Annotated in this window: 21 protein-coding genes; 15 read left to right on the top strand and 6 right to left on the bottom strand. The window is 65.3% G+C overall.

Annotated elements, in window-relative coordinates:
* Window positions 1-56: 56 nt before the first annotated feature.
* The 15 genes from SFB74_RS25505 (at window position 57) to SFB74_RS25435 (ending at window position 22,368) form a co-directional block, all read left to right on the top strand.
* Window positions 57-1,622, top strand: a complete 1,566-nt coding sequence (locus tag SFB74_RS25505; protein WP_432727146.1) for a methyl-accepting chemotaxis protein — start codon at window positions 57-59, stop codon at window positions 1,620-1,622.
* Window positions 1,623-1,629: 7 nt separating this feature from the next.
* On the top strand, window positions 1,630-1,911 hold the full coding sequence (locus SFB74_RS25500; protein ID WP_432727145.1) for a hypothetical protein: 282 nt from the start codon (window positions 1,630-1,632) through the stop codon (window positions 1,909-1,911).
* An 18-nt stretch (window positions 1,912-1,929) separates the two neighbouring features.
* On the top strand, window positions 1,930-3,648 hold the full coding sequence (locus SFB74_RS25495; protein WP_432727144.1) for a methyl-accepting chemotaxis protein: 1,719 nt from the start codon (window positions 1,930-1,932) through the stop codon (window positions 3,646-3,648).
* Window positions 3,649-3,725: 77 nt separating this feature from the next.
* Complete coding sequence (locus SFB74_RS25490) at window positions 3,726-5,294, top strand: methyl-accepting chemotaxis protein (protein WP_432727143.1); 1,569 nt, start codon at window positions 3,726-3,728, stop codon at window positions 5,292-5,294.
* Between the two features lie 17 nt (window positions 5,295-5,311).
* Window positions 5,312-6,928 (top strand): methyl-accepting chemotaxis protein, encoded by a 1,617-nt coding sequence (locus tag SFB74_RS25485; RefSeq protein WP_432727142.1) that lies wholly within the window; start codon window positions 5,312-5,314, stop codon window positions 6,926-6,928.
* Window positions 6,929-6,972: 44 nt separating this feature from the next.
* Window positions 6,973-7,488, top strand: a complete 516-nt coding sequence (locus tag SFB74_RS25480) for a chemotaxis protein CheW (protein WP_432727140.1) — start codon at window positions 6,973-6,975, stop codon at window positions 7,486-7,488.
* A 64-nt stretch (window positions 7,489-7,552) separates the two neighbouring features.
* On the top strand, window positions 7,553-9,154 hold the full coding sequence (locus tag SFB74_RS25475) for a methyl-accepting chemotaxis protein (RefSeq protein WP_432727139.1): 1,602 nt from the start codon (window positions 7,553-7,555) through the stop codon (window positions 9,152-9,154).
* 23 nt (window positions 9,155-9,177) lie between these two features.
* Complete coding sequence (locus SFB74_RS25470) at window positions 9,178-10,875, top strand: methyl-accepting chemotaxis protein (RefSeq protein ID WP_432731996.1); 1,698 nt, start codon at window positions 9,178-9,180, stop codon at window positions 10,873-10,875.
* Window positions 10,876-10,933: 58 nt separating this feature from the next.
* Window positions 10,934-12,652, top strand: coding sequence for a methyl-accepting chemotaxis protein (locus tag SFB74_RS25465; protein WP_432731995.1), 1,719 nt, complete (start codon window positions 10,934-10,936; stop codon window positions 12,650-12,652).
* A 20-nt stretch (window positions 12,653-12,672) separates the two neighbouring features.
* Window positions 12,673-14,388: a methyl-accepting chemotaxis protein gene (locus SFB74_RS25460; RefSeq protein WP_432727138.1), complete on the top strand. Its 1,716-nt coding sequence runs from the start codon at window positions 12,673-12,675 to the stop codon at window positions 14,386-14,388.
* A 107-nt stretch (window positions 14,389-14,495) separates the two neighbouring features.
* The gene (gene flgK / locus SFB74_RS25455) at window positions 14,496-16,460 is read left to right on the top strand and encodes a flagellar hook-associated protein FlgK (RefSeq protein ID WP_432727137.1); all 1,965 of its coding nucleotides are present in this window, start codon (window positions 14,496-14,498) and stop codon (window positions 16,458-16,460) included.
* 43 nt (window positions 16,461-16,503) lie between these two features.
* A complete protein-coding gene (gene flgL, locus SFB74_RS25450; protein WP_432727136.1) occupies window positions 16,504-17,715 on the top strand; it encodes a flagellar hook-associated protein FlgL in 1,212 nt (403 codons plus the stop codon).
* A gap of 361 nt (window positions 17,716-18,076) precedes the next feature.
* Entirely contained in the window at window positions 18,077-20,029 is a 1,953-nt protein-coding gene (locus SFB74_RS25445; protein WP_432727135.1) for an EAL domain-containing protein, read from the top strand.
* A 75-nt stretch (window positions 20,030-20,104) separates the two neighbouring features.
* Complete coding sequence (locus SFB74_RS25440) at window positions 20,105-21,142, top strand: GGDEF domain-containing protein (RefSeq protein WP_432727134.1); 1,038 nt, start codon at window positions 20,105-20,107, stop codon at window positions 21,140-21,142.
* Window positions 21,143-21,423: 281 nt separating this feature from the next.
* A complete protein-coding gene (locus SFB74_RS25435; protein WP_432727133.1) occupies window positions 21,424-22,368 on the top strand; it encodes a hypothetical protein in 945 nt (314 codons plus the stop codon).
* A gap of 5 nt (window positions 22,369-22,373) precedes the next feature.
* On the opposite strand, the gene fliR is transcribed toward SFB74_RS25435, so the two are convergent.
* From fliR to fliM, 6 genes are read right to left on the bottom strand one after another with little or no spacing between them, the layout of a single operon-like run.
* Window positions 22,374-23,159, bottom strand: coding sequence for a flagellar biosynthetic protein FliR (gene fliR / locus SFB74_RS25430; protein ID WP_432731994.1), 786 nt, complete (start codon window positions 23,157-23,159; stop codon window positions 22,374-22,376).
* An 18-nt stretch (window positions 23,160-23,177) separates the two neighbouring features.
* Complete coding sequence (gene fliQ / locus SFB74_RS25425; RefSeq protein WP_432727132.1) at window positions 23,178-23,447, bottom strand: flagellar biosynthesis protein FliQ; 270 nt, start codon at window positions 23,445-23,447, stop codon at window positions 23,178-23,180.
* Between the two features lie 13 nt (window positions 23,448-23,460).
* Window positions 23,461-24,222 (bottom strand): flagellar type III secretion system pore protein FliP, encoded by a 762-nt coding sequence (gene fliP / locus SFB74_RS25420; protein WP_432727131.1) that lies wholly within the window; start codon window positions 24,220-24,222, stop codon window positions 23,461-23,463.
* Window positions 24,219-24,641: a flagellar biosynthetic protein FliO gene (fliO, locus tag SFB74_RS25415; RefSeq protein WP_432727130.1), complete on the bottom strand. Its 423-nt coding sequence runs from the start codon at window positions 24,639-24,641 to the stop codon at window positions 24,219-24,221. Before fliO ends, fliP begins: the two co-directional genes overlap by 4 nt.
* Complete coding sequence (gene fliN, locus SFB74_RS25410) at window positions 24,638-25,084, bottom strand: flagellar motor switch protein FliN (protein WP_432727129.1); 447 nt, start codon at window positions 25,082-25,084, stop codon at window positions 24,638-24,640. The genes fliO and fliN overlap by 4 nt, the downstream gene beginning before the upstream one ends.
* Window positions 25,077-26,075, bottom strand: a complete 999-nt coding sequence (gene fliM, locus SFB74_RS25405; protein ID WP_432727128.1) for a flagellar motor switch protein FliM — start codon at window positions 26,073-26,075, stop codon at window positions 25,077-25,079. The genes fliN and fliM overlap by 8 nt, the downstream gene beginning before the upstream one ends.
* Window positions 26,076-26,083 lie beyond the last annotated feature (8 nt).

Genomic DNA, 26,083 nt, shown 5'->3' with positions numbered 1-26,083 from the left:
CCCCACACCCCCGAACCCACACAACGACGAGACAGAGGTTCCGCAGGAGACGCGACATGATGAAGAACTGGACAGTGGGACGGCGCATGGGCGCCGCCTTTGCTTGGGTGCTTGCGCTGGTGGTGCTCATCGCCGGCATCGGCGTGCTGCGGCTGCAGGCCGTGGGCGAAGCCACGCAGGCCATGGCCGGCGCCTCGCTGGCCAAGGAGCGGCTCGCGGCCGCCTGGCAGCTGGCAACCAACACCAACAGCGTGCGCACCTTCTCGCTGCTCAAGAGCGACGATGCCGCCGTGCAGGCCTACCTGCAGAAGAACATCTCGGCCACCAGCACCGTCATCACCGAAACGCAGAAGAAGCTCGAAGCCGTGCTGGAGTCGCCCGAAGAGCTGGCGCTGAGCGCGGACATCAAGAAGAAGCGCGGCGACTATGTCGATCTGCGCAACCAGATCCTCAAGCTCAAGGCCGACGGCCGCAAGGAAGACGCGACCAGGCTGACCGACACGCAGCTCGTGCCCGCGCTGGACGCCTACGACGCGAGCATCCGCGCCATGGTGAACCACCAGCAGCAGGAGATCGACCGCACCGCTCTCGCCATCGATGCGAAGTACCGCTCCGGCCGAATCTGGATCGGGGTGCTTGCCGCACTTGCATTGATCGTCGGCACGGTGACCGCATGGCTGCTCACGCGCAGCATCGTGGAACCGATCGGCGAGGCACTGCTGATCGCCGAGACCGTCGCCTCGGGCGACCTGAGCCAGGAATTCGAGACCGAGCGCGGCGGCGACTTCGGCCGGCTGCTGCGCGGCATGGGCGAGATGGAGGACACGCTGACCGACCTGGTGACGCGCATCAAGGCGTCCAGCGATTCGATCGCGGTGGCTTCGCGGCAGATTGCGGCGGGGAATCAGGATCTGTCGTCTCGTACCGAAGAGCAGGCGAGTTCGCTGGAGCAGACGGCTGCTTCGATGGAAGAGCTGACCTCGACAGTCAAGCAGAACGCGGATAACGCGCGGCAGGCCAATCAGCTGGCTGTGTCTGCTTCCGAGGTAGCGGTCAAGGGCGGCAGCGTCGTCTCGCAGGTCGTGGACACGATGGGCTCGATCAATGCCTCGTCCAAGAAGATCGTGGACATCATCGGCGTCATCGACGGCATCGCCTTCCAGACCAACATCCTCGCGCTCAATGCAGCAGTTGAAGCTGCCCGTGCTGGCGAACAAGGTCGCGGCTTCGCAGTGGTGGCCTCCGAAGTTCGCAGCCTCGCTCAACGCTCCGCAGCAGCCGCCAAGGAGATCAAGACCCTGATCGGCGACTCGGTAGAGAAGGTCGAAGAGGGCAGCAAGCAGGTCGAAGAAGCAGGCCGCACGATGGAAGAGATCGTGGGCAGCGTCAAGCGCGTGACGGACATCATGGGCGAGATCACGGCGGCAAGCCAGGAGCAGACCTCGGGCATCGAGCAGATCAACCAGGCCATCACGCAGATGGACCAGGTGACGCAGCAGAACGCCGCGCTGGTCGAAGAAGCCTCGGCCGCAGCCCAGTCGCTGCAGGAACAAGCCAGCAGCCTCGTGCGCGCAGTCAGCACCTTCAAGCTCGACGCAGAAGAAGAAGCGCAGCCAGCCTGAAAAACCCATGCGTACGCGTATCAGTCCCAGGCTTGCCCTGCGCATCGGCGCGGGCTTCGCCATCCTGTTGTTCCTGCTGGCAGTGGCATTGAGCCTCGGCTTCAAGGCCGGCGCCGGCTACGAGTGGGCGCAACAGACCGTCTGCGTGCTGGGCGTGGCCGCATTTTTTACAGCCGTTGCCGTCGTATGGCTCGTCATGCGCTCGGTCACCCGTTCGACCCATGACGCCGCCAAGGTCTCGGACCGGCTCGACCGGGTGTTCGAGCACGTCAACGCACAGGATTCCTAGAAAAACACACTCTCCCCCATGAATTCGTTTCTCAATCTCAAGATAGGCACCCGCCTCGGCGCGGGCTTTGCAGCAGTACTCCTTCTCCTGGCCGGCATCGCGGGCCTCGGGCTCAGCGCGATGACCGACATCCAGTCACGGCTGAACGGCATCGTCACCGGCAACAACGTCAAGGTCGCCTCGGTCAACAAAATGGCGGATGCGATCCGCGACATCGCCATCCTCGATGGCAACCTGATCCTGCTGATCGACGAGGCGGCGATGCGCGAGGAGGTCAAGAAGATCGGCGCCGCGCGCGAGCGCTTCACCGAGAGCCGCTCGGCGCTGGCCAAGCTGCTGGCGACCCCCGAGGGCAAGGCGCTGCTGGCGCGCATCGACGAGAAGGTGGCCGTGCTCGTGCCCCTGAACACCCAGCTCAGCGACTTCGCGCAGCAGAACAGGAACGACGAGGCGACATCGCTCTTCATCTCGAAGTTCCAGCCCGCCGTGCGCGCGGTGCTCGCGGAGCTCGACGCGATGAGCGAACACCAGGAAAAGCGCTCGCAGGCCGCCAACGACGAGGCCGCCGCGGGCTATGCATGGTCGCGCGACCTGATGCTGGCGCTGGGCTGCCTCGCCATACTGCTCGGCGCGGGCGTCGCTTGGCTCATCACGCGTTCCATCACCCGGCCCATCGGCGACGCCGTGCAGGTGGCCGAGAAGGTGGCGGCGGGCGACATCAGCTCGCGCATCGACGTGAAGTCGAAGGACGAGACGGGGCGGCTGATGCATGCCCTGAAGGAGATGAACGAGAGCCTCGTGAAGATCGTGAGCGAAGTGCGTACAGGTACGGACACGATCGCGACGGCTTCGGGGCAGATCGCTTCGGGTAACCAGGATCTTTCTTCGCGTACGGAGCAGCAGGCGAGTTCGCTGGAACAGACGGCCGCTTCGATGGAGGAGCTGACCTCGACGGTCAAGCAGAACGCGGACAACGCTCGGCAAGCGAATCAGCTGGCTGTGTCTGCCTCGGAAGTGGCAGTGAAGGGCGGCAGCGTTGTGTCTCAAGTCGTGGACACGATGGGCTCGATCAATGCGTCGTCCAAGAAGATCGTCGACATCATCGGCGTCATCGATGGCATTGCCTTCCAGACCAACATCCTCGCGCTGAACGCAGCCGTCGAAGCTGCTCGCGCTGGTGAACAGGGCCGTGGCTTCGCTGTCGTTGCTTCAGAAGTCCGAAGCCTCGCTCAACGTTCAGCCGCGGCAGCCAAGGAAATCAAGACGCTCATCGGCGACTCGGTAGAGAAGGTCGAAGAAGGCAGCAAGCAGGTCGAAGAAGCAGGCCGCACGATGGAAGAGATCGTGGGCAGCGTCAAGCGCGTGACGGACATCATGGGCGAGATCACTGCGGCGAGCCAGGAGCAGACTTCGGGCATCGAGCAGATCAACCAGGCCATCACGCAGATGGACCAGGTGACGCAGCAGAACGCCGCACTGGTCGAGGAAGCCTCGGCCGCAGCGCAATCGCTGCAGGAACAGGCCGGCAGCCTCGTGCGCGCAGTCAGCATCTTCAAGCTCGACACCAACGCGGTCGCCACGGTACGCCCCGGCTTCACCCACATCACGCCGATCCCGAAGCCCGCAAAACCCGCGCCGAAGCGTCCGTCCAAGGCCCTGCCCGCGCGCAAGGAGCCATCGGCCGCACCGCAGCTCGCCATGGCCGGCGACGCCAAGGGCGACTGGACCGAATTTTGATGAGAAAGGACTCAAGTCTGGCGCTCCGATGCCGATAACAGGATGAATCCGTTCCCTGTTGTTGAAGAAAGAGAGCAATGAGTCTGAAGGATCTGAAAATCGGAACCCGCCTGGGCCTCGGCTTTGCAGCGATGCTGGTGCTGATGGCGCTCATTGCCGGCACGGGCGTGCTGCGGCTCACCAACGTGGGCAACGCAACCGATGAGATGGTGGCCCAGGCATTGGTCAAGGAGCGCCTGGCCAACGAATGGCTGAGCAACCTGCGCTCCAACACCGTGGCCAACTTCGCCATGGTGAAGACCACCGATCCGCAGGTCGCCGCCTATTTCTCCAAGGTCCAGGCGGCGGGTTCCGCACGCATCAGCCCGGCGCAGAAGAAGCTCGAGTCGATGCTCAGCACGCCGGAAGAGAAGGCGCTCTACGCGAAGGTGGCTTCGTCCCGCGCGGTGGTGCTGGAGACGGTGGGCGTTCTCAACAAGCTGAAGGACTCCGGCAATCTCGCCGAAGCCAACACCCTGGTCGACACCAAGTTCTCCGATGCGCTGGGCGTGTACGGCGGCGCGGTCGAGGCGCTGGCCAATCACCAGCGCGAGAAGATCGACGAGGCCGCCAAGGGCATCGGCGCCGATTTCACGACAGGCCGCACCACGTTGCTGGTGCTGTCGGCCGTTGCGCTGGTGCTGGGCGCACTGCTCTCCTGGCGCCTGACGCGGGGCATCGTGCGCCCGCTGGGGCATGCGGTGGAAGTGGCCGAGACGGTGGCCTCGGGCGACCTGAGCGCGCGCATCGATGTGCACGGCAGCGACGAGGCGGGGCAACTGCTGCAGGCGCTGAAGAACATGAACGAAAGCCTCGCCAAGGTGGTTGGCGAGGTGCGGGAAGGGACCGAGACGATTGCGACGGCCTCGGGGCAGATCGCTTCGGGTAACCAGGATCTTTCTTCACGTACGGAGCAGCAGGCTAGCTCGCTGGAGCAGACGGCCGCTTCGATGGAAGAGCTGACCTCGACAGTCAAGCAGAACGCGGACAACGCGCGTCAAGCGAACCAGTTGGCTGTCTCGGCCTCGGAAGTGGCAGTGAAGGGCGGCAGCGTCGTCTCGCAAGTCGTCGACACCATGGGCTCGATCAATGCGTCGTCCAAGAAGATCGTGGACATCATCGGCGTGATCGATGGCATCGCCTTCCAGACCAACATCCTCGCGCTGAATGCTGCCGTTGAAGCTGCCCGCGCCGGTGAGCAAGGCAGAGGCTTTGCAGTGGTGGCTTCCGAGGTCCGCAGCCTCGCTCAACGCTCCGCAGCCGCCGCCAAGGAAATCAAGACCCTCATCGGCGACTCGGTGGAGAAGGTCGAAGAGGGCAGCAAGCAGGTCGAGGAAGCCGGCCGCACGATGGAAGAGATCGTGGGCAGCGTCAAGCGCGTGACGGACATCATGGGCGAGATCACTGCGGCAAGCCAGGAACAGACCTCGGGCATCGAGCAGATCAACCAGGCCATCACGCAGATGGACCAGGTGACGCAGCAGAACGCGGCACTGGTCGAAGAGGCCTCGGCCGCAGCGCAGTCGCTGCGCGAACAGGCCGGCAGCCTTTCCCGCGTCGTCGGCGTCTTCCGCCTGAACGGCGGCAACCGCGTGGCCCTGGCCTGAGGGAGGACGACAAGACCATGCGCGTCAATCTCCCCGTCACCGGCATCGAATACGAACTGTCGCCGGACGCCGCACTGGTGTCCCGCACCGACCTGAAGGGTCGCATCACCTACGTCAATCCGGCCTTCGTCGAGGCCAGCGGCTTCGCCGCGGCCGAGCTCATGGGCAAGGCGCACAACATCGTGCGCCATCCCGACGTGCCGCCCGAGGCTTTCGCCGACCTGTGGCAGACGCTGGGCCAGGGCCTGCCGTGGACAGGACTCATCAAGAACCGCCGCAAGAACGGCGACTTCTACTGGGTGCTGGCCAACGTCACGCCGATCCGCCGCGACGGCCGCACGCAGGGCTACATGTCCGTGCGCAGCAAGCCCGGTCGCGCCGATGTGGCGCAGGCCGAGGCGCTTTACGCCCGCATCCGCGAAGGCCGCGCGAAGGACTTCGAACTGCTGCAGGGCGAAGTGGTCTCGCGCGGCTGGACGGACCCGCTGGCGCGGCTGCGCCGCATTCCCGTGCGCCAGCGCGTCTTCGGCGCGACCGGCATCGGGGCGCTGCTGTCGCTGGGGCTCGGCATCTTCGGCTGGATGGAAGCATCCCGGCTGGCCGCGTCCTCCGGCGCCCAGAGCTGGCTGCCGGGCGCCATGGTCGCCAGCGGCGCGGGCTTCGCGCTGGCCTGGCTGGGCCTGGGGCAGTTCCTGGTGCGCACCGTGTTCCGCCCGCTGGACGAAGCCGTGCACGTCGCGCGCGCCATTGCGGGTGGCGACCTCGTGCGCTTCGACGTGCGGCGTGGTGACGAAATCACCGGGCTGCTGCGCGCGCTGAACCAGATGAGCGCGAACCTGTTCGCCATCGTCGCGGATGTCGGCGCCAATGTGTCGGGGGTGATGTCGGCTTCGAGCCAGATCGCTTCGGGCAATCAGGATCTGTCTTCGCGTACGGAGCAGCAGGCGAGCTCGCTGGAGCAGACGGCTGCTTCGATGGAAGAGCTGACCTCGACGGTCAAGCAGAACGCGGACAACGCTCGGCAAGCGAATCAGCTGGCTGTGTCTGCTTCGGAAGTTGCCGTCAAGGGCGGCAGCGTCGTCTCGCAGGTAGTCGACACCATGGGCTCGATCAATGCGTCGTCCAAGAAGATCGTGGACATCATCGGCGTGATTGACGGCATCGCCTTCCAGACCAACATCCTGGCACTTAACGCAGCCGTTGAAGCCGCGCGTGCTGGCGAGCAGGGCCGCGGCTTCGCTGTCGTGGCATCAGAAGTCCGAAGCCTTGCTCAACGCTCCGCAGCCGCAGCCAAGGAGATCAAGACCCTGATCGGCGACTCGGTAGAGAAGGTCGAAGAGGGCAGCAAGCAGGTGGAAGAAGCAGGCCGCACGATGGAAGAGATCGTCGGCAGTGTGAAGCGCGTGACGGACATCATGGGCGAGATCACTGCCGCGAGTCAGGAACAGACCTCGGGCATCGAGCAGATCAATCAAGCCATCACGCAGATGGACCAGGTCACGCAGCAGAACGCCGCGCTGGTCGAGGAAGCCTCGGCCACCGCCCAGCTGCTGCAGGAGCAGGCCGACGGCCTGGTGAGAGCCGTGCGCGTATTCAAGGCCGAGAACGCCGAGGCCTTCGCCGAGGCGGCCTGACACCACGTGCAGCGCCAAACCCCATTCAAACCGGAGAAGAAAAGATGCTGAACAAGGCAAGAGATCCCCTGCAACAAACCGCCTCGTCCGCTGCCACCGGCGTGAGCCGCCTGGAGGTCGTGACCTTCAAGCTCGGCGAAGAGGAATACGGCATAGACATCCAGAAGGTGCAGGAACTGCGCGGGTACGACGCGGTGACGCGCATCGCGAACGCGCCGGAGTACATCAAGGGGGTGGTGAACCTGCGCGGGATCATCGTTCCGATCATCGACATGCGCATCAAGTTCAAGCTCGGCGAGCCGACGTACGACCAGTTCACGGTGGTGATCGTGCTGAACATCGGTGGCCGGGTGGTGGGAATGGTGGTGGACAGCGTGTCGGACGTGATCACGCTGACGGGAGAGCAGATCAAGCCCGCGCCGGAGATGGGCTCGGTGCTGGACGCGGACTACCTGATCGGGCTGGGCACGCTGGAGGAGCGGATGCTGATCCTGGTGGACATCGACAGGCTCATGTCCAGCGAGGAAATGGGCCTGGTCGAAGCCGCCGCCACCGCCTGAGGCCGGCACCAAGGCCGCAAGGCCTGGCCCGGCTCCCGATCTTCCACCCCTCAACGCCTGCACCATGAACTTCCTCACCAACCTTCGCATCGGCAACCGGCTGGCGCTGGCCTTCGCCATCGTCCTGGGCCTCACCGTGGTTTCGACCGCCATCGCGCTGGTCTCCGCGCGCAGCAATGCGGAGGCCACGCGGGTCATGATGCGCAGCCCGCTCGCCAAGGAGCGGCTGATCTCCGACTGGTACGTGCTGACCTACTCGGCCATCGCCCGCACGTCGATGATCGCCCGCACCACCGACGAGAGCCTGCCGGTGGTTTTTTCCGATGTCATCTCCGACAGCGTGAAGAAGGGCAGCGAGACTATCGCCAAGGTCGAGAAGCTGCTGGTGACGGACGAAGAGAAGGCGATCCTCAAATCCATCATCGAGCTGCGCGCGAAGTACCAGGCCGCGAAGGACGACGTGGGCAAGGCCAAGGCGGGCGGCGACACGGTGGCGACCGCGCGGGTCTTCAAGGAAGTCTTCCAGCCGGCCGCCAAGGCCTATGAAACCCGCGTGCTGGACCTGCTGTCGCTGGAGCGCAAGGCCATCGACGACATGAGCGAAGCCATCGACGCGGCCAACACGCGCAGCTTCAACCTGCAACTGCTGCTGACCGTGCTGGTCGTGGTCAGTGGCGGCGTCTTCGCGTTCTTCATCTCGCGCAGCATCGTGCGCCCCCTGGCACAAGCCGTGCAGGTGGCGGAGACGGTGGCGGCGGGCGACCTGAGCGCGAACATCGAGGTGCGCAGCCGCGACGAGGCGGGCCAACTGATGCAGGCGCTGAAGAACATGAACACGAACCTGGCGAAGGTTGTGGGCGAGGTGCGCACGGGCACGGAGACCATCGCGACGGCTTCGGGGCAGATCGCTTCGGGCAACCAGGATCTTTCTTCGCGTACGGAGCAGCAGGCGAGCTCGCTGGAGCAGACGGCTGCTTCGATGGAAGAGCTGACCTCAACGGTCAAGCAGAACGCGGACAACGCGCGTCAAGCGAACCAGCTGGCTGTCTCGGCCTCGGAAGTGGCAGTGAAGGGCGGCAGCGTCGTCTCGCAAGTCGTCGACACCATGGGCTCGATCAATGCGTCGTCCAAGAAGATCGTCGACATCATCGGCGTCATCGATGGCATTGCTTTCCAGACCAACATCCTCGCGCTCAATGCCGCTGTAGAAGCTGCTCGCGCTGGTGAACAAGGTCGCGGCTTTGCAGTAGTGGCCTCTGAAGTCCGCAGCCTTGCTCAACGTTCGGCCGCCGCAGCCAAGGAAATCAAGACCTTGATCGGCGACTCGGTAGAGAAGGTCGAAGAAGGCAGCAAGCAAGTCGAAGAAGCAGGCCGCACGATGGAAGAGATCGTGGGCAGCGTGAAGCGCGTGACGGACATCATGGGCGAGATCACTGCCGCGAGTCAGGAACAGACCTCGGGCATCGAGCAGATCAACCAGGCCATCACGCAGATGGACCAGGTGACGCAGCAGAACGCGGCACTGGTCGAAGAGGCCTCGGCCGCAGCGCAATCGCTGCGTGAGCAGGCCGGCAGCCTGTCGCAGGTGGTCGGAGTGTTCCGCCTCGGAGTCGGCCATTCCGAAGACCAGTCGCATCGGCTGACCTTCGCAGCGTCGGCGGCATGAACGAAGAAACGGAAGGCAAGACAATGCAGTGGTTCCAGAATCTTCGCGTCACCGTCCGGCTGATCATCAGCTTTCTCGTGGTCGCGGCCATCGGTGCCGCCGTGAGCGCACTCGGCATCTTCCACATGGGGCGCATCAGCGCGTCGACTGAGGCGCTCTATGCCAACGAGCTTCGCGCCCTGCAGGCCGTGCAGGACGCCAACATCCGCCTGCTGTATGCCAGCCGCGCGCAGATGACGCTGCTGTCGGCCGGCACGCGCGGCGAGCGCAATGCAGGTGCGAACGAGGTCAAGGCATCCATCGAAAACCTCTCGGCGCGCGCCGCCGAGGTCAAGTCATTCTTCGGCGAAACCGAAGACGGTGCCAAGCTGTTCGGCCAGTTCGAAGGACTGATCGGGCCGCTGACGGCGCACATGAACGACTTCGTGGCGCTGCTGAACAAGCAGCCGCTGGACAGCTCCCAGTTCGACAACCAGGTGAGCGAGGACAGTGCGCGCCTGCTGAAGGAATCGCGCGGTCTGGAAGAAGTGCTCCAGCGCATGGTCGCCTACAGCAAGGATCTGGCACGCGAGCGCGCCGAACAGGCCGACGCGACCTACAAGACCTCCAGGCTGACGATGCTCGGGCTGGCGCTGGCTGGCATCGTGGTCAGCGTCGGGCTGGGCGTGCTGGTGGCGCGCCTGATGGGACGGCAGCTCGGCGGAGAGCCGCAGTACGCCGCCGACGTGGTCGGCCGCATCGCCGACGGCGATCTGTCGCTGGCGGTCGAGGCCAATGCCGCGCACGACGGCAGCCTGCTGAACTCCATCCGGAAGATGCAGTCGCAGCTGACGTCGATCGTCGTGGAGATCAAGGATTCGAGCGAGACCATCGCCAGGGCCTCGGGGCAGATTGCGGAGGGGAATCAGGATCTGTCTTCGCGCACGGAGCAGCAGGCGAGCTCGCTGGAACAGACGGCCGCTTCGATGGAGGAACTGACCTCGACGGTCAAGCAGAACGCGGACAACGCTCGGCAAGCGAATCAGCTGGCTGTGTCTGCTTCGGAAGTTGCCGTCAAGGGCGGCAGCGTCGTCTCGCAGGTAGTCGACACCATGGGCTCGATCAACGCGTCGTCCAAGAAGATCGTCGACATCATCGGCGTCATCGACGGCATTGCCTTTCAGACCAACATCCTGGCGCTCAATGCAGCTGTTGAAGCTGCCCGTGCTGGTGAACAAGGTCGTGGCTTCGCAGTAGTGGCCTCTGAAGTCCGAAGCCTCGCTCAACGTTCGGCCGCAGCAGCCAAGGAAATCAAGACGCTCATCGGCGACTCGGTAGAGAAAGTCGAAGAAGGCAGCAAGCAGGTCGAAGAAGCAGGCCGCACGATGGAAGAGATCGTGGGCAGCGTCAAGCGCGTGACGGACATCATGGGCGAGATCACTGCGGCAAGCCAGGAGCAGACCTCGGGCATCGAGCAGATCAACCAGGCCATCACGCAGATGGACCAGGTGACGCAGCAGAACGCTGCACTGGTCGAAGAAGCCTCGGCCGCAGCCCAGTCGCTGCAGGAACAGGCCGGCAGCCTCGTGCGCGCAGTCAGCATCTTCAAGCTCGACGCAAGCAGCACGCACTCGGCGCAGCGCGCCCAGACGGCAACGCAACCCGCAACACGCATCGAACCTTCGCTGCCCGCGCCGCAGCAGCTGGCCGTGGCCGGTGATGGCGACTGGCGAGAGTTCTGATCCCCGGCGAGGACCGGAAAAAACATCGTATCGGGCCTGCGGGTCCCAAGGAAAGATCATCAAAGCCTTCTACAACCTCAAGATCGCGACCAAGCTGATAGTGTCCTTCGTCGCGGTCCTCATGCTCACGGCGTGCCTGGGCGTGATCTCGATGCTGCAGCTTGCCAAGGTGCACGAGACGTCCACCGACCTCTCGACCAACTGGCTGCCCGCCACGCGTTCGCTGCTCGAACTCAAGGGCATGGTGGCGAACTACCGCTCGCAGGAAATGGCGCACGCCCTGTCGGGATCGTTCAACGAAATGGCCGCGTACGAGAAGGCGATGGACGAGTCGTGGGCGCTGCTCCAGAAGAAGCGCACCGAGTACGCGGGGCTCATCTCGGAGCCCGAGGAGCGCGAAGTCTTTCCGGTGTTCGAGAAACTGCTCGCGCAGTACGAGCTGGAGCACAGGAAGATCGTTGCCGTCTCCCACACCCAGGACACAGACCAGGCGAGCGCCATGATCCGCGGCAAGTCGCAGCAGCTCAGCCGCGAGATGAATGCCGCGCTCGACAAGCTGACGCAGGTGAACCTGGCGGGCGCTGTTCGCGCGGGCGAGACCGCCAACGCCGTGCACGAACAGGCCAGGATCTGGGTGCTCGGCCTGCTGTTGGGCAGCGTGGCGCTGGGTCTGGGCCTGGCGCTTTGGATCGCGCGCATCGTCTCGCGCCCGCTGGAAGAGGCCGTGAAGGTCGCGCAATCGGTGGCCGGCGGCGACCTCACCAGCCGCATCGAAGCGCAGACGAAGGACGAGACCGGTCAGTTGCTCGAAGCGCTGAAGGGAATGAACGACAGCCTCGTGAAGATCGTGAGTGAAGTGCGTACAGGTACGGACACGATCGCGACGGCTTCGGCTCAAATTGCTTCGGGCAATCAGGATCTGTCGTCGCGCACTGAGGAGCAGGCTAGCTCGCTGGAGCAGACGGCTGCTTCGATGGAGGAGCTGACCTCGACAGTCAAGCAGAACGCCGACAACGCGCGTCAGGCGAACCAGTTGGCTGTCTCTGCTTCCGAAGTTGCCGTCAAGGGCGGCAGCGTTGTGTCTCAAGTCGTGGACACGATGGGCTCGATCAATGCGTCATCCAAAAAGATCGTGGACATCATCGGCGTCATCGATGGCATCGCTTTCCAGACCAACATCCTCGCGTTGAATGCTGCCGTTGAAGCAGCTCGCGCTGGCGAGCAAGGTCGTGGCTTCGCAGTGGTGGCCTCCGAAGTCCGCAGCCTCGCTCAACGCTCCGCCGCAGCAGCCAAGGAAATCAAGACCCTGATCGGCGACTCGGTAGAGAAGGTCGAAGAGGGCAGCAAGCAAGTCGAGGAAGCCGGCCGCACGATGGAAGAGATCGTGGGCAGCGTCAAGCGCGTGACGGACATCATGGGCGAGATCACGGCGGCAAGCCAGGAACAGACCTCGGGCATCGAGCAGATCAACCAAGCGATCACGCAGATGGACCAGGTGACGCAGCAGAACGCAGCCCTTGTGGAAGAAGCCTCGGCCGCAGCCCAGTCGCTGCAGGAGCAGGCAGGCACTCTCGTCCAGTCCGTGAGCGTCTTCAAGCTGGACTCCAACGTCGTCGGCACCGCTCGCCCCGGCTTCACGCGCATCACGCCGATTCCGAAGCCCGCGAAGCCTGCGCCGAAGCGTCCCGCCAAGGCTCTTGCCGCGCGCAAGGAACCATCAGCAGCCCCGCAGCTCGCCATGGCCGGCGATGCCAAGGGCGACTGGACCGAATTCTGAACAAGGTAGGAGGAAGTCAAATGAGCTTGAAGGATCTGAAAATCGGAACCCGCCTGGGACTCGGCTTCGCGGCCGTCCTGCTCCTGATGGCGGTCATCGCGGCCACCGGCATGCTGCGGCTGGCGAGCGTGGGCAAGGCCACGGAGGACGTGATGCAGCGCGCGCTGGTCAAGGAGCGGCTGGCCAACCAGTGGTCGGTGTTTCTCGGGCCAGCCATTGCGAATTCCTTCGCGATGGTCAAGGCGAGCGATCCCAAGGTCGTGGCGTATTTCGAGAAGGCCCGCGCCGACAAGTCGGCGCAGATCAACCCGGTGCAGAAGAAGCTCGAGGAGCTGCTGACTTCTCCCGAGGAGAAGAAGCTGTATTCCGCCATCGCCGACCCGCGCAGCGTGGTGCTCACGGTGATCGGGAACATCAACAAGCTCAAGGCCGAAGGCAAGGACGAGGAGGCCATGGTGATGGCCGACACCCAGTTCGCGGCCGCGCTCGCGGTCTACGAGGAAGCCGTGGCGAAGCTCGCCGCATACCAGCGCGACCGCATCGACGAGCTGGCCAAGGGCATCGAGGCCGATCACACGACCGGCGAGAGAACGCTGCTGGTGCTGTCGATCATCGCGCTGGCGCTGGGTGCACTGTTCTCATGGCGCCTGACGGTGGGTATCGTGCGCCCGCTGGGGCATGCGGTGGAAGTGGCCGAAACGGTCGCCTCGGGTGACCTGCGCTCGAACATCACGGTGGAAAGCCGCGACGAGACGGGCAAGCTGCTGCATGCGCTGCGCGAGATGAATGCGAGCCTTGCGAAGGTGGTGGGTGAAGTGCGTACCGGTACCGAGACCATCGCGACGGCCTCGGGGCAGATTGCCTCGGGCAACCAGGATCTTTCTTCGCGTACGGAGCAGCAGGCGAGTTCGCTGGAACAGACGGCCGCTTCGATGGAGGAGCTGACCTCGACGGTCAAGCAGAACGCGGACAACGCTCGGCAAGCGAATCAGCTGGCTGTGTCTGCTTCTGAGGTGGCAGTGAAGGGCGGCAGCGTCGTCTCGCAGGTGGTCGACACGATGGGCTCGATCAATGCGTCGTCCAAGAAGATCGTCGACATCATCGGCGTCATCGATGGCATTGCCTTCCAGACCAACATCCTCGCACTCAATGCCGCTGTAGAAGCCGCTCGCGCTGGTGAACAAGGTCGCGGCTTTGCAGTGGTGGCCTCCGAAGTCCGCAGCCTCGCTCAACGTTCGGCCGCAGCAGCCAAGGAAATCAAGACGCTCATCGGCGACTCGGTAGAGAAAGTCGAAGAAGGCAGCAAGCAGGTCGAAGAAGCAGGCCGCACGATGGAAGAGATCGTGGGCAGCGTCAAGCGCGTGACGGACATCATGGGCGAGATCACTGCGGCGAGCCAGGAGCAGACTTCGGGCATCGAGCAGATCAACCAGGCCATCACGCAGATGGACCAGGTCACGCAGCAGAACGCCGCGCTGGTCGAGGAAGCCTCGGCCGCAGCGCAATCGCTGCAGGAACAAGCCGGCAGCCTCGTTCGCGCAGTCAGCATCTTCAAGCTCGACACCAACGCTGTTGCCACGGTACGCCCCGGCTTCACGCACATCACGCCGATCCCGAAGCCTGCGAAACCGGCGCCGAAGCGTCCGTCCAAGGCCCTGCCGGCGCGCAAGGAACCCTCAGCCGCCCCCCAGCTCGCCATGGCCGGCGACGCCAAGGGCGACTGGACCGAGTTCTGAACGGCCTAGCCCTCAACTTTCGGCGGCTGCCGCCGATATAGATGCAGAGGCGCCGATGCGATCGGCGCCACTCCAACTCACACACCTCATCGACAGGTAAAAGCCATATGTCCGGAAGTTTGTTCTACACGGGTCTCAGCGGCCTCGGCGTTGCCCGCACCGCGCTGATGACCACGGCCCACAACACGGCCAACGCGTACACCACGGGCTACAGCCGCCAGGTGGCAGAGATCGCCACCGGCAGCGCCATCTCCAGCGGCACGGGCTTCATCGGCTCGGGCGCCAATGTCTCGACCGTCTCGCGCAGCTACGACCGCTACCTGACGGCGCAGCTGTCGATGGCGCAGTCGGCCTCGGCGGCGCTCGCCGCCAACGGCACGCAGGTCACGCGCGTCGACACCCTGCTGGCCGACAAGACCTCGGGCATCGCGCCGCTGATGCAGAGCTTCTTCACCAGCATCCAGGGCGTGGCCAACACACCGGCCGACCCGGCCGCGCGGCAGCAGATGATCAGCTCGGCGCAAGCGCTGGCCGGCAAGTTCCGTTCGACAGACCAGTACCTGTCGGACATGAACACCTCGATCAACGACCAGATCGTCGGCAGCGTGAACCAGATCAACACCTATGCCGGCAAGATCGCCAACCTCAACCAGCAGATCAGCCAGATCAGCGCCATGGCCGGCGGCCAGCCGCCCAACGACCTGCTCGACCAGCGCGACCAGCTCGTGAGCGAGCTCAGCCAGATCGTCGACGTGAAGGTGCTGCAGCAGGACAACGGCAAGTACAACGTGTTCATCGCCACCGGCCAGTCGCTGGTTGTGGGCGACTACGCCTCCTCCATGGCGGCGGTGAACTCCGCGGCCGACCCGTCGCGCAAGGCCATCGCGCTGCAGGGCTTCGCGGGCAACACGGCCGAGCTGTCGGACGGCGCCATCACCGGCGGCTCGCTCGGCGGGCTGCTCTCCTTCCGCCGCGACACGCTCATTCCCACGCAGAACGCCATCGGCCGGCTCGCCATGTCGGTGGCCGACGCGGTGAACACGCAGCACAAGCTGGGCGTGGACCTGAGCGGCGCGCTGGGCAAGGACTTCTTCACGCAATCGGTACCGGGCGCGCTCGCGAATTCGAAGAACACGGGCAGTCTCGAGCTCAGCGGTTCGATCTCGAACGCCTCGCAGCTCACGACCAGCGACTACAGCGTGGAAGTCACCAACGTGGCTGGCACGCTCACCTACAACGTCACCCGCCTGTCGGACAAGCAGTCGATGGGCGCGTTCACCACCTTCCCGATCACCTTCGACGGCGTGAGCCTCACGGCGGCCAGCGGCACGGCGCAGGCCGGCGATTCGTTCCTGATCCAGCCCACGCGCACCGGCGCGCGCGACCTCGACGTGCTGACGCGCGACCCCTCCAAGGTGGCGGCGGCATCGCCCATCGTCACCGGCAATACCGCCGGCAACAAGGGCACCGGCGCGCTGGGCGCGGCCACGGTGGACGCCAGCTATCCCGCAACGCCGCTGGCTGCCAACCTCACGCTGAGCTACGACGCCGCCACCGGCAACCTCACGGGCTTTCCCGCGACCTCGGCCGTGACCGTCACGCTGGCCAACGGCACCAGCACCACCTATGCGGCCGGCGCGCCCGTGCCCTACACCGCCGGCGCGAAGATGAGCTTCGACGGCATCAGCGTCACCATGACCGGCGCGCCCGCGAACGGCGACACCTTCACCATCGGCAAGAACAGCTCGGGCGTGTCCGACGGCAGCAACGCGCTGCTGATGGGCGCGCTGCAGCGCAAGACCATCATGGCCAACGGCACGGCCACCTTCAATGGCGCCTATTCGCAGATCGTCAGCGAAGTCGGCAACCGGTCCATGGCCATCAAGGTGGCGGCCACCACGCAGGACAGCGTCACCAGCCAGATCAAGGGCAACCGCGATTCCGTCTCGGGCGTGGTGCAGGACGAGGAAACCGCCAACCTGCTGATGTTCCAGCAGATGTACCAGGCCAACGCGAAGGTGATCCAGACGGCCTCGACCATCTTCGACACCATCCTCGGCATCGGCCGCTGAGCCCGGAGTCCGTCCGGAAGATCCACAAAGTCAAGGCAAAGCGATGCGCATCAGCTCCCAATCCTTCTACGAACAGAACGTGCTGGCCATGGGCCAGCAGCAGCAGAAGCTGTTCAAGGTCCAGCAGCAGCTGGCGACCAACTCCAAGTTCCTCTCGGCCGGCGACGACCCCGTGGGCGCGGCCCGCTCGCTCGGCGTGAGCCAGACGCTGTCGGAGATCTCGCAGTACGCCACCAGCCGCCAGCGCGCGTCGCTGTCGCTGTCCAACGAGGAGAACGCGCTCAACTCGGTCACCTCGATCCTGCAGAACATCAAGACCCTGACCGTGCAGGCCGGCGGCGCCGCGCTGTCGGATGCCGACCGCGCATCGATCGCCACCGCCATCCAGAGCAGCTACGACCAGCTGATGGGCATCGCCAACTCCACCGACAGCAGCGGCCAGTACCTGTTCGCGGGCTTCAAGAGCGGCACGCCGCCCTTCGTGGCAGCGGCCGGCGGCGGCGTGCAATACGTGGGCGACCAGGGCCAGCGGCTGATGCAGGTCGACGTGGCGCGCCAGATGGCCACGGCGGACGACGGGCGCACCGTCTTCCAGTCGGTGCAGGGCAGCGCGGGCTATGTGGCGTCGGGTGCCGCGGGCAACACCGGCACCGGCGTGTTCGGTTCGGTCAGCGTGGCCGATGCCACCGCACCGAACTACGGCAAGGACTTCACCATCTCCTTCACCGCCACCGACTACACGGTGATGACCAAGGACACGCCTCCGGTGGTGGCCGCCACCGGCGCGTTCTCGCCGGACACGCCCATCAGCTTCGGCGGCCTGCAGATCAAGATCACCGGCAAGCCGGCCGCTGGCGACAGCTTCGACGTGTCGGCCGCCAAGAATGCCGGCACCGACGTGTTCGCCGCCATCGGCGAGCTGGTGAGCGCGCTTCGCACGCCGCTGACCGGTGGTGGAGCGGCCGCGCAGGCGAAGCTGCAGAACGCGCTGAGCACCGCCAACGTGAAGGTGACGAACGCCCACGACAACGTGCTGACCGTGCTGTCGTCGGTGGGCTCCAGGCAGAGCGAGATCGATGAGCTCGATTCGGGCGGAGCAGACCGCAAGCTGCAGGAGGAGTCCTATCGTTCCTCGATCGAGGACCTGGACCCCTACAGCGCGATCGCGGAGTTCTATCAGCGCCAGACCTCGCTGCAGGCCACGCAGATGACCTTTGCGCGGCTCAACAGCATTTCGTTGTTCAACTACCTCTAGAGGAAGGACGCGGTGGCCCGAGGGGCCGCCGGTTTCCGCGGCGGGCGGAACCCACCTCTGATCGCCCAGGGCTTCCCGATGGACCGTGAATCTCCATTCCGATTCCGGACACGGCATTCGCGCAAGGCCGGCGATTCCAGAGGCGACGAGACAAATACAACTACTACTCCCAGATCGTCGATGCCGCTTGCAGGCCGCTGCGCGATGCCCTGCCGCCGGATGCCGGATGAAAGGAAGTCGGGCGAGATTCGCCACGGCAGCCTGAAAGCCTGTAGATGTTCGCGTAGGTGCCTGCAGCGCGACGCGAGAACCTGGGAGTACGAGGGTGTGGGAATTCGTTCTTTCCGTGTGGAAGGTGGAGGTGGCCAACTACCCCATCCTCCTGATGCAGGCCGCAGCGCTGCTGGGTGTCTTCAGTCTGGTGCTCATGGTGTCGAAGTCGTCCGAAGCAATGCTGCATTCCCGGGCAACCTTCTACGGTTGGACGGTGGGGTTGACCGGGTTCGTCCTGCTGGGGATGGCGTTCCAGCTGATGAACCTGCCGTCGAAGCCGTACCTCGGGTCCGACCTGCTCTTCCTGTCCGGCATGCTGGGCGGCCTGCGCGGCGGGGCCATCGGCTGGACGCTGATCGTGGGCGCCAGGCTCCTGTTCGGCGGAACCCACCAGGCAGCCGCGTTCCTGCTGGACATGACGCTGATGGTCGGCGGGGGCATCGTCATGCACTACCGCCTGGGCCGCAGGCCGATCACGTCCTTCGGCTGGCGTGACATCGGCAGCGCCTGGCTCGTACGTGTCGCGTTCACCATGCTTTCGATAAGCCTGATCCACGCATTCCAGCTTGTGCCTCCCATGGTCAACGCCAGGGTGCTGGTGCTGCACGCCTTGAGCAGCGGGCTGTCGCTGATGATCATCGCCTGCGTGCTCGCCCTGTTGCGCAGCGATGCCAGGGAACGGGAGTCCCGCGCGCGCGCATTCGCCGCGTCGCACACGAACCTGCTGACCGGGCTTCCCAACCGGCGCGCGCTCGGGGAGCTCCTCGAAAGGCTGCTGGCCGCCGACGGCAGGCAGCATGTGCTGATGACCTTCCAGGTCGCCAACCTCGCCGAGATGGCCCGCGCGCTCGGCCATGACTGGACGGACCATCTCTGGGCGCAGCTTTCCGTTGCCCTGACCCAGGGGCAGGCGAGCCAGCTGGTCGAGGCATTCCATCCCCTGTGCTTTCAACTCAACGACCTGTCGCTGACCGTCGTGTTGCAGGACACTTCACTGGAATGGATGGAGCAGCAGCAGCTGGCGTCGAAGGTGCAGGCGGAAGCGGTGGCTGCGCTGCGGGCCACTCATGCGGCCTATGTGTCGCTGCAGCTGCGCATCGGTGTTTCGAACGTGCGGATGAATTCGCAGGCGAACGCCGCCTCGATTCTGCGTGACCTGAACTTCGCCTTGCAGAGCAACGAGCAGATGGTGCGCTACTTTCACGAGTCGTTCGCCGAGCAGGCGGACAAGGACGAGGATGTGCGGCGCCTGCTGATCGACTGGATCCGCACCGCCAGCCCGCCGATGCAGTACCAGCCCAAGTTCCATCTCCTGACGCGCCATGTCTGCGGGGCGGAAGCCCTGCTGCGGGCGCATCCGGTGAACGGGAACCTGCTGCCTCCCCCCTATGTGATCGAGATCGCGACCCGCCATCAGCTGCTGTCGCAGTTCGAGTGGTGCACCCTGGAGGTCGTCGGGCGGGACATCCAGAGGTGCCTGGCCGCCGGCTGCCCCATACCTCTTTCCGTCAACATCTCCGCCACCACGCTGACGCTTCCTCTCTTCGGCGACCGCGTGCTGTCGTTCCTCGAACTGCTGCACGTGCCGCCGCGACTGCTGTACGTCGAGATCACCGAAAGCGGCCACGTGCCGGACGTGGAAACGGTGCGCACCAACATCGCCGTGCTGCAAGGCGCCGGCGTGGGCCTTTCGCTCGACGACTTCGGCACCGGCTACTCGGCGCTGACGACCCTGGCGACCATCCCGTTCACCGAGGTGAAGATCGACCACAGCATGATCTCCAGGATCGACCAGCCGCGCATGCGCGAAGCCGTGTCGCTCGCGCTCGAGAGCGCCACGCGCTACAACGCCACGCTGGTGGCCGAGGGCGTGGAGACCGAAGACCAGTCGACGCTTCTGCTGGAGATGGGCGTGCTCTTCGGCCAGGGGTATCTTTTCTCGAGGGCGGTGCCGATGGACGACCTGATCCAGATGGCTCGTCGCAGAGCTGCGTTCCGCGTGGACGGGGCACTGAAGAGCCCGAGGCCGGATCGGATCTGAGAAGAAAAAGCTGTCACCACTCCATGCCCCACCGGAGCGCCCATGCGCGTAGCACCAGGTTGCAGGTTTCGGATCATGATCGCTTTTTCTCCATCCATCGACGAGCAGGCACGGCTGCGAGACTTCTTCCGGCTCATCAAGCCGATCTCCGTGGCTACCCAGGCGATCGGATTCATGTTCTGGGGCGCTGCGTGGTGGCTCGCGGACCCGGGTTACCAGTACGTGACCTCGCACCTGGTGCTGCTCGCATGCTGCATCGCGTTGTCCATCGCCGGAAGCTGCGCGACCAGGTTCCTTTCGTTCTTCTCGATCATCACCGTATGGCTGCTGTGCCTGGGGTTCTCCATTCTCATGTCGCAGAGCCCCGATCGCGAAGTGTGGGCGGTGTCCATGAGCGTGATCGTCTCCATCATGGGCGCGCCGCTCTTCTCCCGGTTGAGTGTCTCGGCGCTGGCGAGTTCGGGGGCTTGGCTCATCTTGGGAGGTGGCGAGTGGTCAGGCACTCCCCATGGCCTGGATGCCGGCTGGAGCTTGCTGATGCCCTGCGGAACCATCACGATGGGGCTGATCATGAACGTCATCTTTGCGACGCTGCACCGCGAGAGCCTGAAACTGCGGCAGGAGCTCGAACAGCTCGCGTACAAGGACGTGCTCACGGGCATGAGCAACCGGCGCAAGTTCCTGGCCGACGTCCAGAACCTTCACGAGCAGGGACGGCTTGGCGAAGGATGCTTCCTGATGATCGACGTGGACGACTTCAAGAAGATCAACGACGACTTCGGGCACGCGGCTGGCGACCTGGCGCTGCAGCGGGTCGCGGCCGTGCTCAGGGAGATCGGGGTCGGCGATGCCTTCGGCAGGCTCGGCGGCGAGGAGTTCGGCATCATGCTGGCGGGCGGCGGCACGACGCAGGCGCGGTCGATGGCGGCTCGGATCCTGGATCAGGTGCACGGCGTCCGCATCGAGGGCCGGCCCGTCACGGTCAGCGTGGGCATCTCCGGCGTGGGGCGTCATCGCATTCCGCCGGAGCTGATGAGAGAAGCCGATGTCGCGCTCTATGAGGCAAAGCGCATGGGCAAGAACAGGTTCGTCCAGTACGGCGCCGTGGATTGAGTTCGCGGTTCGTCAGGGCCGCAGGGCCTGACCTTGCGGCTCCCTGCCCGAGCCGCCAAAACTGGAGGCACGAACGAAGAAAGCCGCAGGGTCTCTGCGGAGGAGTCTGCGGCTTTCGTCGCAGCAGTTACACGGGACGCCAATCCCGATCACGCCTGTTTTTGACGTGACGGCGACCAGTACATCTACGCAGATATCCGCGACGCTGGAACAATCCCCGGGTCCGCGCGAAGGGCGAGATCCGCCGGCGCGAGACTCCAACATCGAACCTGCAGGACCTGATGACTACCGAAGACCTGACCCCTCTGCTGCTCGACGCCCTCGGCAAGCGCATCGACGACCCCGCCGCCATCCGGCTGGCGGAAGCCCTCGGCAAGAAGCCTTTCAAGAACGCGACGCCGAACAACAGCCCCGACATCGTCAATCGCAAGCTCGGCATCGAGGTCGGCACCAGCATGAACATCAGCACCCGCTCGCATTTCCCGCCGCGCAAGGAGGGGCGTACCTGGGTCACCTGGGTTTCCCACGCCTTCATCTATCCCAACTACCGCGGCTCGCTGCCGGCGGGCTTCGACTGGAAGATGGATGACGCGGCGCTCGGCTCGCGCTTCATCCGGCGCATCGAGGGCATGGTCGAGGAAGTGCGCTTCACGCTGCCGCCGCCCCGCGAAGGCCTTCGGGCCAAGGTCACGGTCGATTCGGCCGGGCTGCCCGAGGTCATGCTGCTGGGCGTCGATGAGGAGGAGACCTACGCAACCATCTTTCCCGGCGGCAAGCCGGAGCATTCGGTGGAGGACGCTTTCTTCGCAAGCTGGTGCGCATTGAACGGCATCCTGCGGGAAGACCGTCTTGCGGCCAGCCGCCTCGATGCTCTCCGCCAGCGGGAGCTGTCACCCCTGGAGTTCCTGTCTTCCAGCCTCGACGGACTGCTCTGGGAAAACGACGTGCGCCCTGAGCATGCGGCGTTCTGCCATGCCTACATGAACCGCCTGATGCAACCGGGCGAGGCATCCGCGCCCCCCGACACGGAGGAGATATTCGGCGACAGCAACAACTGGCGCAAGCCGGGCGAGGCGATGACGCAGGACAGCTGGGAGAACTTCGACCGCATCGCGCCCCGCTACTCACAACGGTTGGCCGAGTGGCGCCGGGGCGAGATCCGCTCCAAGGTCGATTGGCCCGCCGAACCGGCCGAAGCCGCCGGATTGCCCGAACTCCTGCGCTGATCCGCTCAGGGCCGCAGGCCCTGCGTGAAGCGCAGCATGCTGGCGATGCCTTCCGCGAAGCGCGGCTCCAGGAAGGCGCCGAGGTTCGGCATCAGCAGCTGCAGCATGAAGATGCCGGCCAGCAGCGTCAGCGGAAAACCCACGGCGAAGATGCTGAACTGCGGCGAGGCGCGGTTCAGGATGCCCATGGCCAGGTTCAGTGTCAGCAGGGCCGTGATGAGCGGCAGCGACAGCATCAGCCCGCTCGCGAAGATCTCGCCTCCGCCCAGCACCAGGAACATCCAGCCGCCCGAGGCCAGCGGCGCATCGGCCACGGGCAGCGTGTGGAAACTCTCGGCCAGCGCGTTCACCATCAGCAGGTGCCCGTCGAGCGCCAGGAAGATCAGCATCGCCAGCATGTTCAGCAGGCGAGCCACCACCATGGTGCTGCCATGGCTCATCGGATCGAAGAAGGAAGCGAAGGACAGGCCCATCTGCAGGCCGATGTATTCGCCGGCGGCCAGCACGGCCGCGAACACGAGGCGCATCGTGAAGCCCATGGCCGCGCCGATCAGGACCTGCTGCGCGATGATCCAGATGCCGCCCGCGGACACCACGGGCACGGCCGGCAGCGGCCCGATGGTGGGCGAGACCACGAAGGCCAGCATCGCGGCCATGGCCACCTTCACCGGGCGCGGCACCCACGGCTCGCCGAAGACGGGTGCGGTGCTCACCAGCGCGAGCATGCGCACGAAGGGCCAGAGGAAGGCGACGATCCAGCCCTCGAGCTGCGCCGAGGTGACCGAGATGATCGACGGCGTCACATCGCGTCAGGCCAGCAGCTGCGGAATGCCCGCGAACAGCGCGCGCATGTAGTCCAGCATGCGGTCGAGCATCCACGGGCCGGCGACCACCAGCGTCGCGAACACCGCGAGCAGCTTGGGAATGAAGGAGAGCGTGGCTTCGTTGATCTGCGTGGCAGCCTGGAAGATGCTCACGACGAGGCCGATGATCAGCGCCACCAGCAGCAGCGGCGCGCCGATCAGCAGCGAGATTTCCATGGCCCGGTGGCCCATGGTCATGACGGATTCGGGTGTCATCTCTGCCTGGTACCTACAGATAGAAGCTCTGCGCCAGCGCGCCGATGAGCAGCTGCCAGCCGTCGGCCAGCACGAAGAGCATCAGCTTGAAGGGCAGCGCGATGGAGGCCGGCGGCACCATCATCATGCCCATGGACATCAGCACGCTCGCCACCACGAGGTCGATGATGAGAAAGGGTATGAAGATGGTGAAGCCGATCTGGAACGCCGTCTTCAGCTCGCTGATGACGAAGGACGGCAGCAGGATGCGCAGCGGCACGTCTTCGGGGCCCTGCATCTCGGGCACCTTGGCCAGCCGCGCGAACAGCGCCAGGTCGCTCTCGCGGGTCTGCTTGAGCATGAAGGTCTTGAAGGGCGCGATGCCGCGCTCCATGGCTTTCTCGGCGCTGATTTTGTTCTCGGAGAAGGGCTTGTAGGCCTCGTCGTAGGCCTTGTCGAGCACCGGCGCCATCACGAAGAAGGTGAGGAACAGCGACAGACCCACCAGGATCTGGTTGGGCGGCGAGGTCTGCGTGCCGATGGCGGTGCGCAGCAGGCCCAGCACGATGAGGATGCGCGTGAAGCTGGTCATCGACAGCAGCAGCGCGGGCAGGAAGGTGAGCGAGGTCAGCAGCACCATGGTCTGCACGCTCAGCGACCAGGTCTGGCTGCCTCCGGGGCCGGGCGTGCTGGTGAGGCCGGGCAGGCCCTGGGTCCATGCGGCTGCGGGCAGCAGGGCGGCGGCGAGCAGCAGCAGCGCGGCGCGCAGGCCGCGGCGCAATGCGGGGCGGGTCATGGGGCGGCGCGGTCCTGCGTCTTGCCGGAGAGCGATTCGCGCAGCTTCCGGGCAAAGAGTTCGACGTGGCGCGAAGGCGCCGCTGCCGGGGCGGAAGGCGCTGCCGAGTGGGGCTGCGCCTGCGCAGGCAGCGTGTGCAGCGTGTTGACCTGGCTCGGCGTGACGCCCAGCACCAGCCAGGTGTCGGCCACTTCGACCACCACCACGCGCTCGCGCTGGCCGACGGCGGCGCTCGAGACCACCTTCACCAGGTGGCCGCCGCCCAGCCGCTGCAGGCCGAAGCGGCGCGCCAGCCAGGCGCACAGAAAGATCAGGCCGACCACCACCGCCATGCCGAAGCCCGCCTGCAGCAGGCCCGAGGCGCCGACGGCGGCCGGCGCCACGTCGTGGACTGGCGTGGGCACGGTGGGAAGGCTCATGCCCGTGCGAGCTTCTGCATGCGCTCGGAAGGGGTGACGATGTCGGTCAGGCGGATGCCGTACTTCTCGTTCACCACCACCACCTCGCCCTGCGCGATCAGGTAGCCGTTGATCAGTACGTCGAGCGGCTGTCCGGCCAGCCCGTCGAGCTCCACCACCGAGCCCTGCGAGAGCTGCAGCAGGTTCTTGATGGTGATGCGCGTGCGGCCGATCTCGGCGGTGAGCTGCACCGGCACGTCGAGCACGCGCGCGATGTCCACCGGCGTGGCGCTGCCGCCCGGCAGGGGCGCGGCGGCCGGCGTGTCCTGGATCTGCTGGAAGACCTGCGCGGTGGCGGGCGCCACGGCGGGAGCCGGTGCTGCGGCAGTGGCGGCCGTCTGCTCGGCCAGCGCGCTGGCCCAGTCGTCCGCTTCGCTGCCGGCGGAAGAGGTGTTGTCAGTCATGTTCGTTCTTCAGGTCGCTGTCTTGATGGGTGATCATGTTCTGCACGCGCAGTGCGTAGCGTTCGTTGGAGGTGCCGTAGCCGCACTCCATCACCGGCACGCCGCCCACCTTGGCGACGACCGTCTCCGGCAGCTCGATGGGAATCACGTCGCCGACGCGCAGCTTCATCACCTCGCCGATGGTCGAGGGCATGGTCACGAAGTCGGCCACCAGTTCCACGTCGGCGGACTGCATCTGGCGCGACATCTGCGTGACCCAGCGCTTGTCGACCTCGACTTCGTCCTGGATGGGGTTGGAGAGCAGGTCGCGGATCGGCTCGATCATCGAGTAGGGCAGGCACACGTGCAGGAAGCCGCCGATGGGGCCGAACTCGATCTGCAGGGTGGTGTTGATCACCACCTCGTTGGGCGCGACGATGTTGGCGAGCTTGCCGTGCATCTCGGCGCGCACGTAGTCGAAGTCCAGCGGGAACACCGGCTGCCACGCGTCGCCATAGCACTGCAGCGACAGGTCGAGCAGGCGCTTGATGATGCGCTGCTCGGTGCGCGTGAAGTCGCGGCCTTCCACGCGCACGTGGTAGCGCCCGTCGCTGCCGAAGAGGTTGTCTACCACGAGGAACACCAGCTTCGGGTCGAACACGAAGAGGGCGGTGCCGCGCAGCGGCTTCATGTGGATCATGTTGATGTTCGCGGGCACCGGAAGGTGCCGCACGAACTCGCCGAACTGCTGGATCTGCACCGGCCCCACCGAGATGTCGGGGCTGCGCCGCATGAAGTTCAGCAGCGCGCTGCGCAGGCCGCGCGCGAAGCGGTCGTTGATGACCTCCAGCGTGTGCATGCGGTTGCGCACCACGCGGTCGGGCGCGCCGAGGTCGTAGGCGGGCAGCCCGTCCTTCGGGGGCAACGGAGGGGGCGCCTGGTCGACGTCGCCGGTGACGCCCTGCAGCAGCGCATCGACCTCGTCCTGCGAGAGCACCTGTTCATACGCCATGGATCGCT

The organism is Variovorax xiamenensis, assembly GCF_050916385.1.
In the GTDB taxonomy this organism is placed as follows: domain Bacteria; phylum Pseudomonadota; class Gammaproteobacteria; order Burkholderiales; family Burkholderiaceae_C; genus Variovorax.
The sequence above is the reverse complement of the archived record's forward strand: the minus strand, read 5'-3'. Positions and strand labels throughout refer to the sequence as shown.

What these genes read in the sequence shown, in the direction of transcription:
- SFB74_RS25505 (WP_432727146.1), top strand. Translation starts at nt 57, where the DNA reads ATGATGAAGAACTGGACAGTGGGACGGCGCATGGGCGCCGCCTTTGCT.
- SFB74_RS25500 (WP_432727145.1), top strand. Translation starts at nt 1,630, where the DNA reads ATGCGTACGCGTATCAGTCCCAGGCTTGCCCTGCGCATCGGCGCGGGC.
- SFB74_RS25495 (WP_432727144.1), top strand. Translation starts at nt 1,930, where the DNA reads ATGAATTCGTTTCTCAATCTCAAGATAGGCACCCGCCTCGGCGCGGGC.
- SFB74_RS25490 (WP_432727143.1), top strand. Translation starts at nt 3,726, where the DNA reads ATGAGTCTGAAGGATCTGAAAATCGGAACCCGCCTGGGCCTCGGCTTT.
- SFB74_RS25485 (WP_432727142.1), top strand. Translation starts at nt 5,312, where the DNA reads ATGCGCGTCAATCTCCCCGTCACCGGCATCGAATACGAACTGTCGCCG.
- SFB74_RS25480 (WP_432727140.1), top strand. Translation starts at nt 6,973, where the DNA reads ATGCTGAACAAGGCAAGAGATCCCCTGCAACAAACCGCCTCGTCCGCT.
- SFB74_RS25475 (WP_432727139.1), top strand. Translation starts at nt 7,553, where the DNA reads ATGAACTTCCTCACCAACCTTCGCATCGGCAACCGGCTGGCGCTGGCC.
- SFB74_RS25470 (WP_432731996.1), top strand. Translation starts at nt 9,178, where the DNA reads ATGCAGTGGTTCCAGAATCTTCGCGTCACCGTCCGGCTGATCATCAGC.
- SFB74_RS25460 (WP_432727138.1), top strand. Translation starts at nt 12,673, where the DNA reads ATGAGCTTGAAGGATCTGAAAATCGGAACCCGCCTGGGACTCGGCTTC.
- flgK (WP_432727137.1), top strand. Translation starts at nt 14,496, where the DNA reads ATGTCCGGAAGTTTGTTCTACACGGGTCTCAGCGGCCTCGGCGTTGCC.
- flgL (WP_432727136.1), top strand. Translation starts at nt 16,504, where the DNA reads ATGCGCATCAGCTCCCAATCCTTCTACGAACAGAACGTGCTGGCCATG.
- SFB74_RS25440 (WP_432727134.1), top strand. Translation starts at nt 20,105, where the DNA reads ATGATCGCTTTTTCTCCATCCATCGACGAGCAGGCACGGCTGCGAGAC.
- SFB74_RS25435 (WP_432727133.1), top strand. Translation starts at nt 21,424, where the DNA reads ATGACTACCGAAGACCTGACCCCTCTGCTGCTCGACGCCCTCGGCAAG.
- fliQ (WP_432727132.1), bottom strand. Translation starts at nt 23,447, where the DNA reads ATGACACCCGAATCCGTCATGACCATGGGCCACCGGGCCATGGAAATC.
- fliP (WP_432727131.1), bottom strand. Translation starts at nt 24,222, where the DNA reads ATGACCCGCCCCGCATTGCGCCGCGGCCTGCGCGCCGCGCTGCTGCTG.
- fliO (WP_432727130.1), bottom strand. Translation starts at nt 24,641, where the DNA reads ATGAGCCTTCCCACCGTGCCCACGCCAGTCCACGACGTGGCGCCGGCC.
- fliN (WP_432727129.1), bottom strand. Translation starts at nt 25,084, where the DNA reads ATGACTGACAACACCTCTTCCGCCGGCAGCGAAGCGGACGACTGGGCC.
- fliM (WP_432727128.1), bottom strand. Translation starts at nt 26,075, where the DNA reads ATGGCGTATGAACAGGTGCTCTCGCAGGACGAGGTCGATGCGCTGCTG.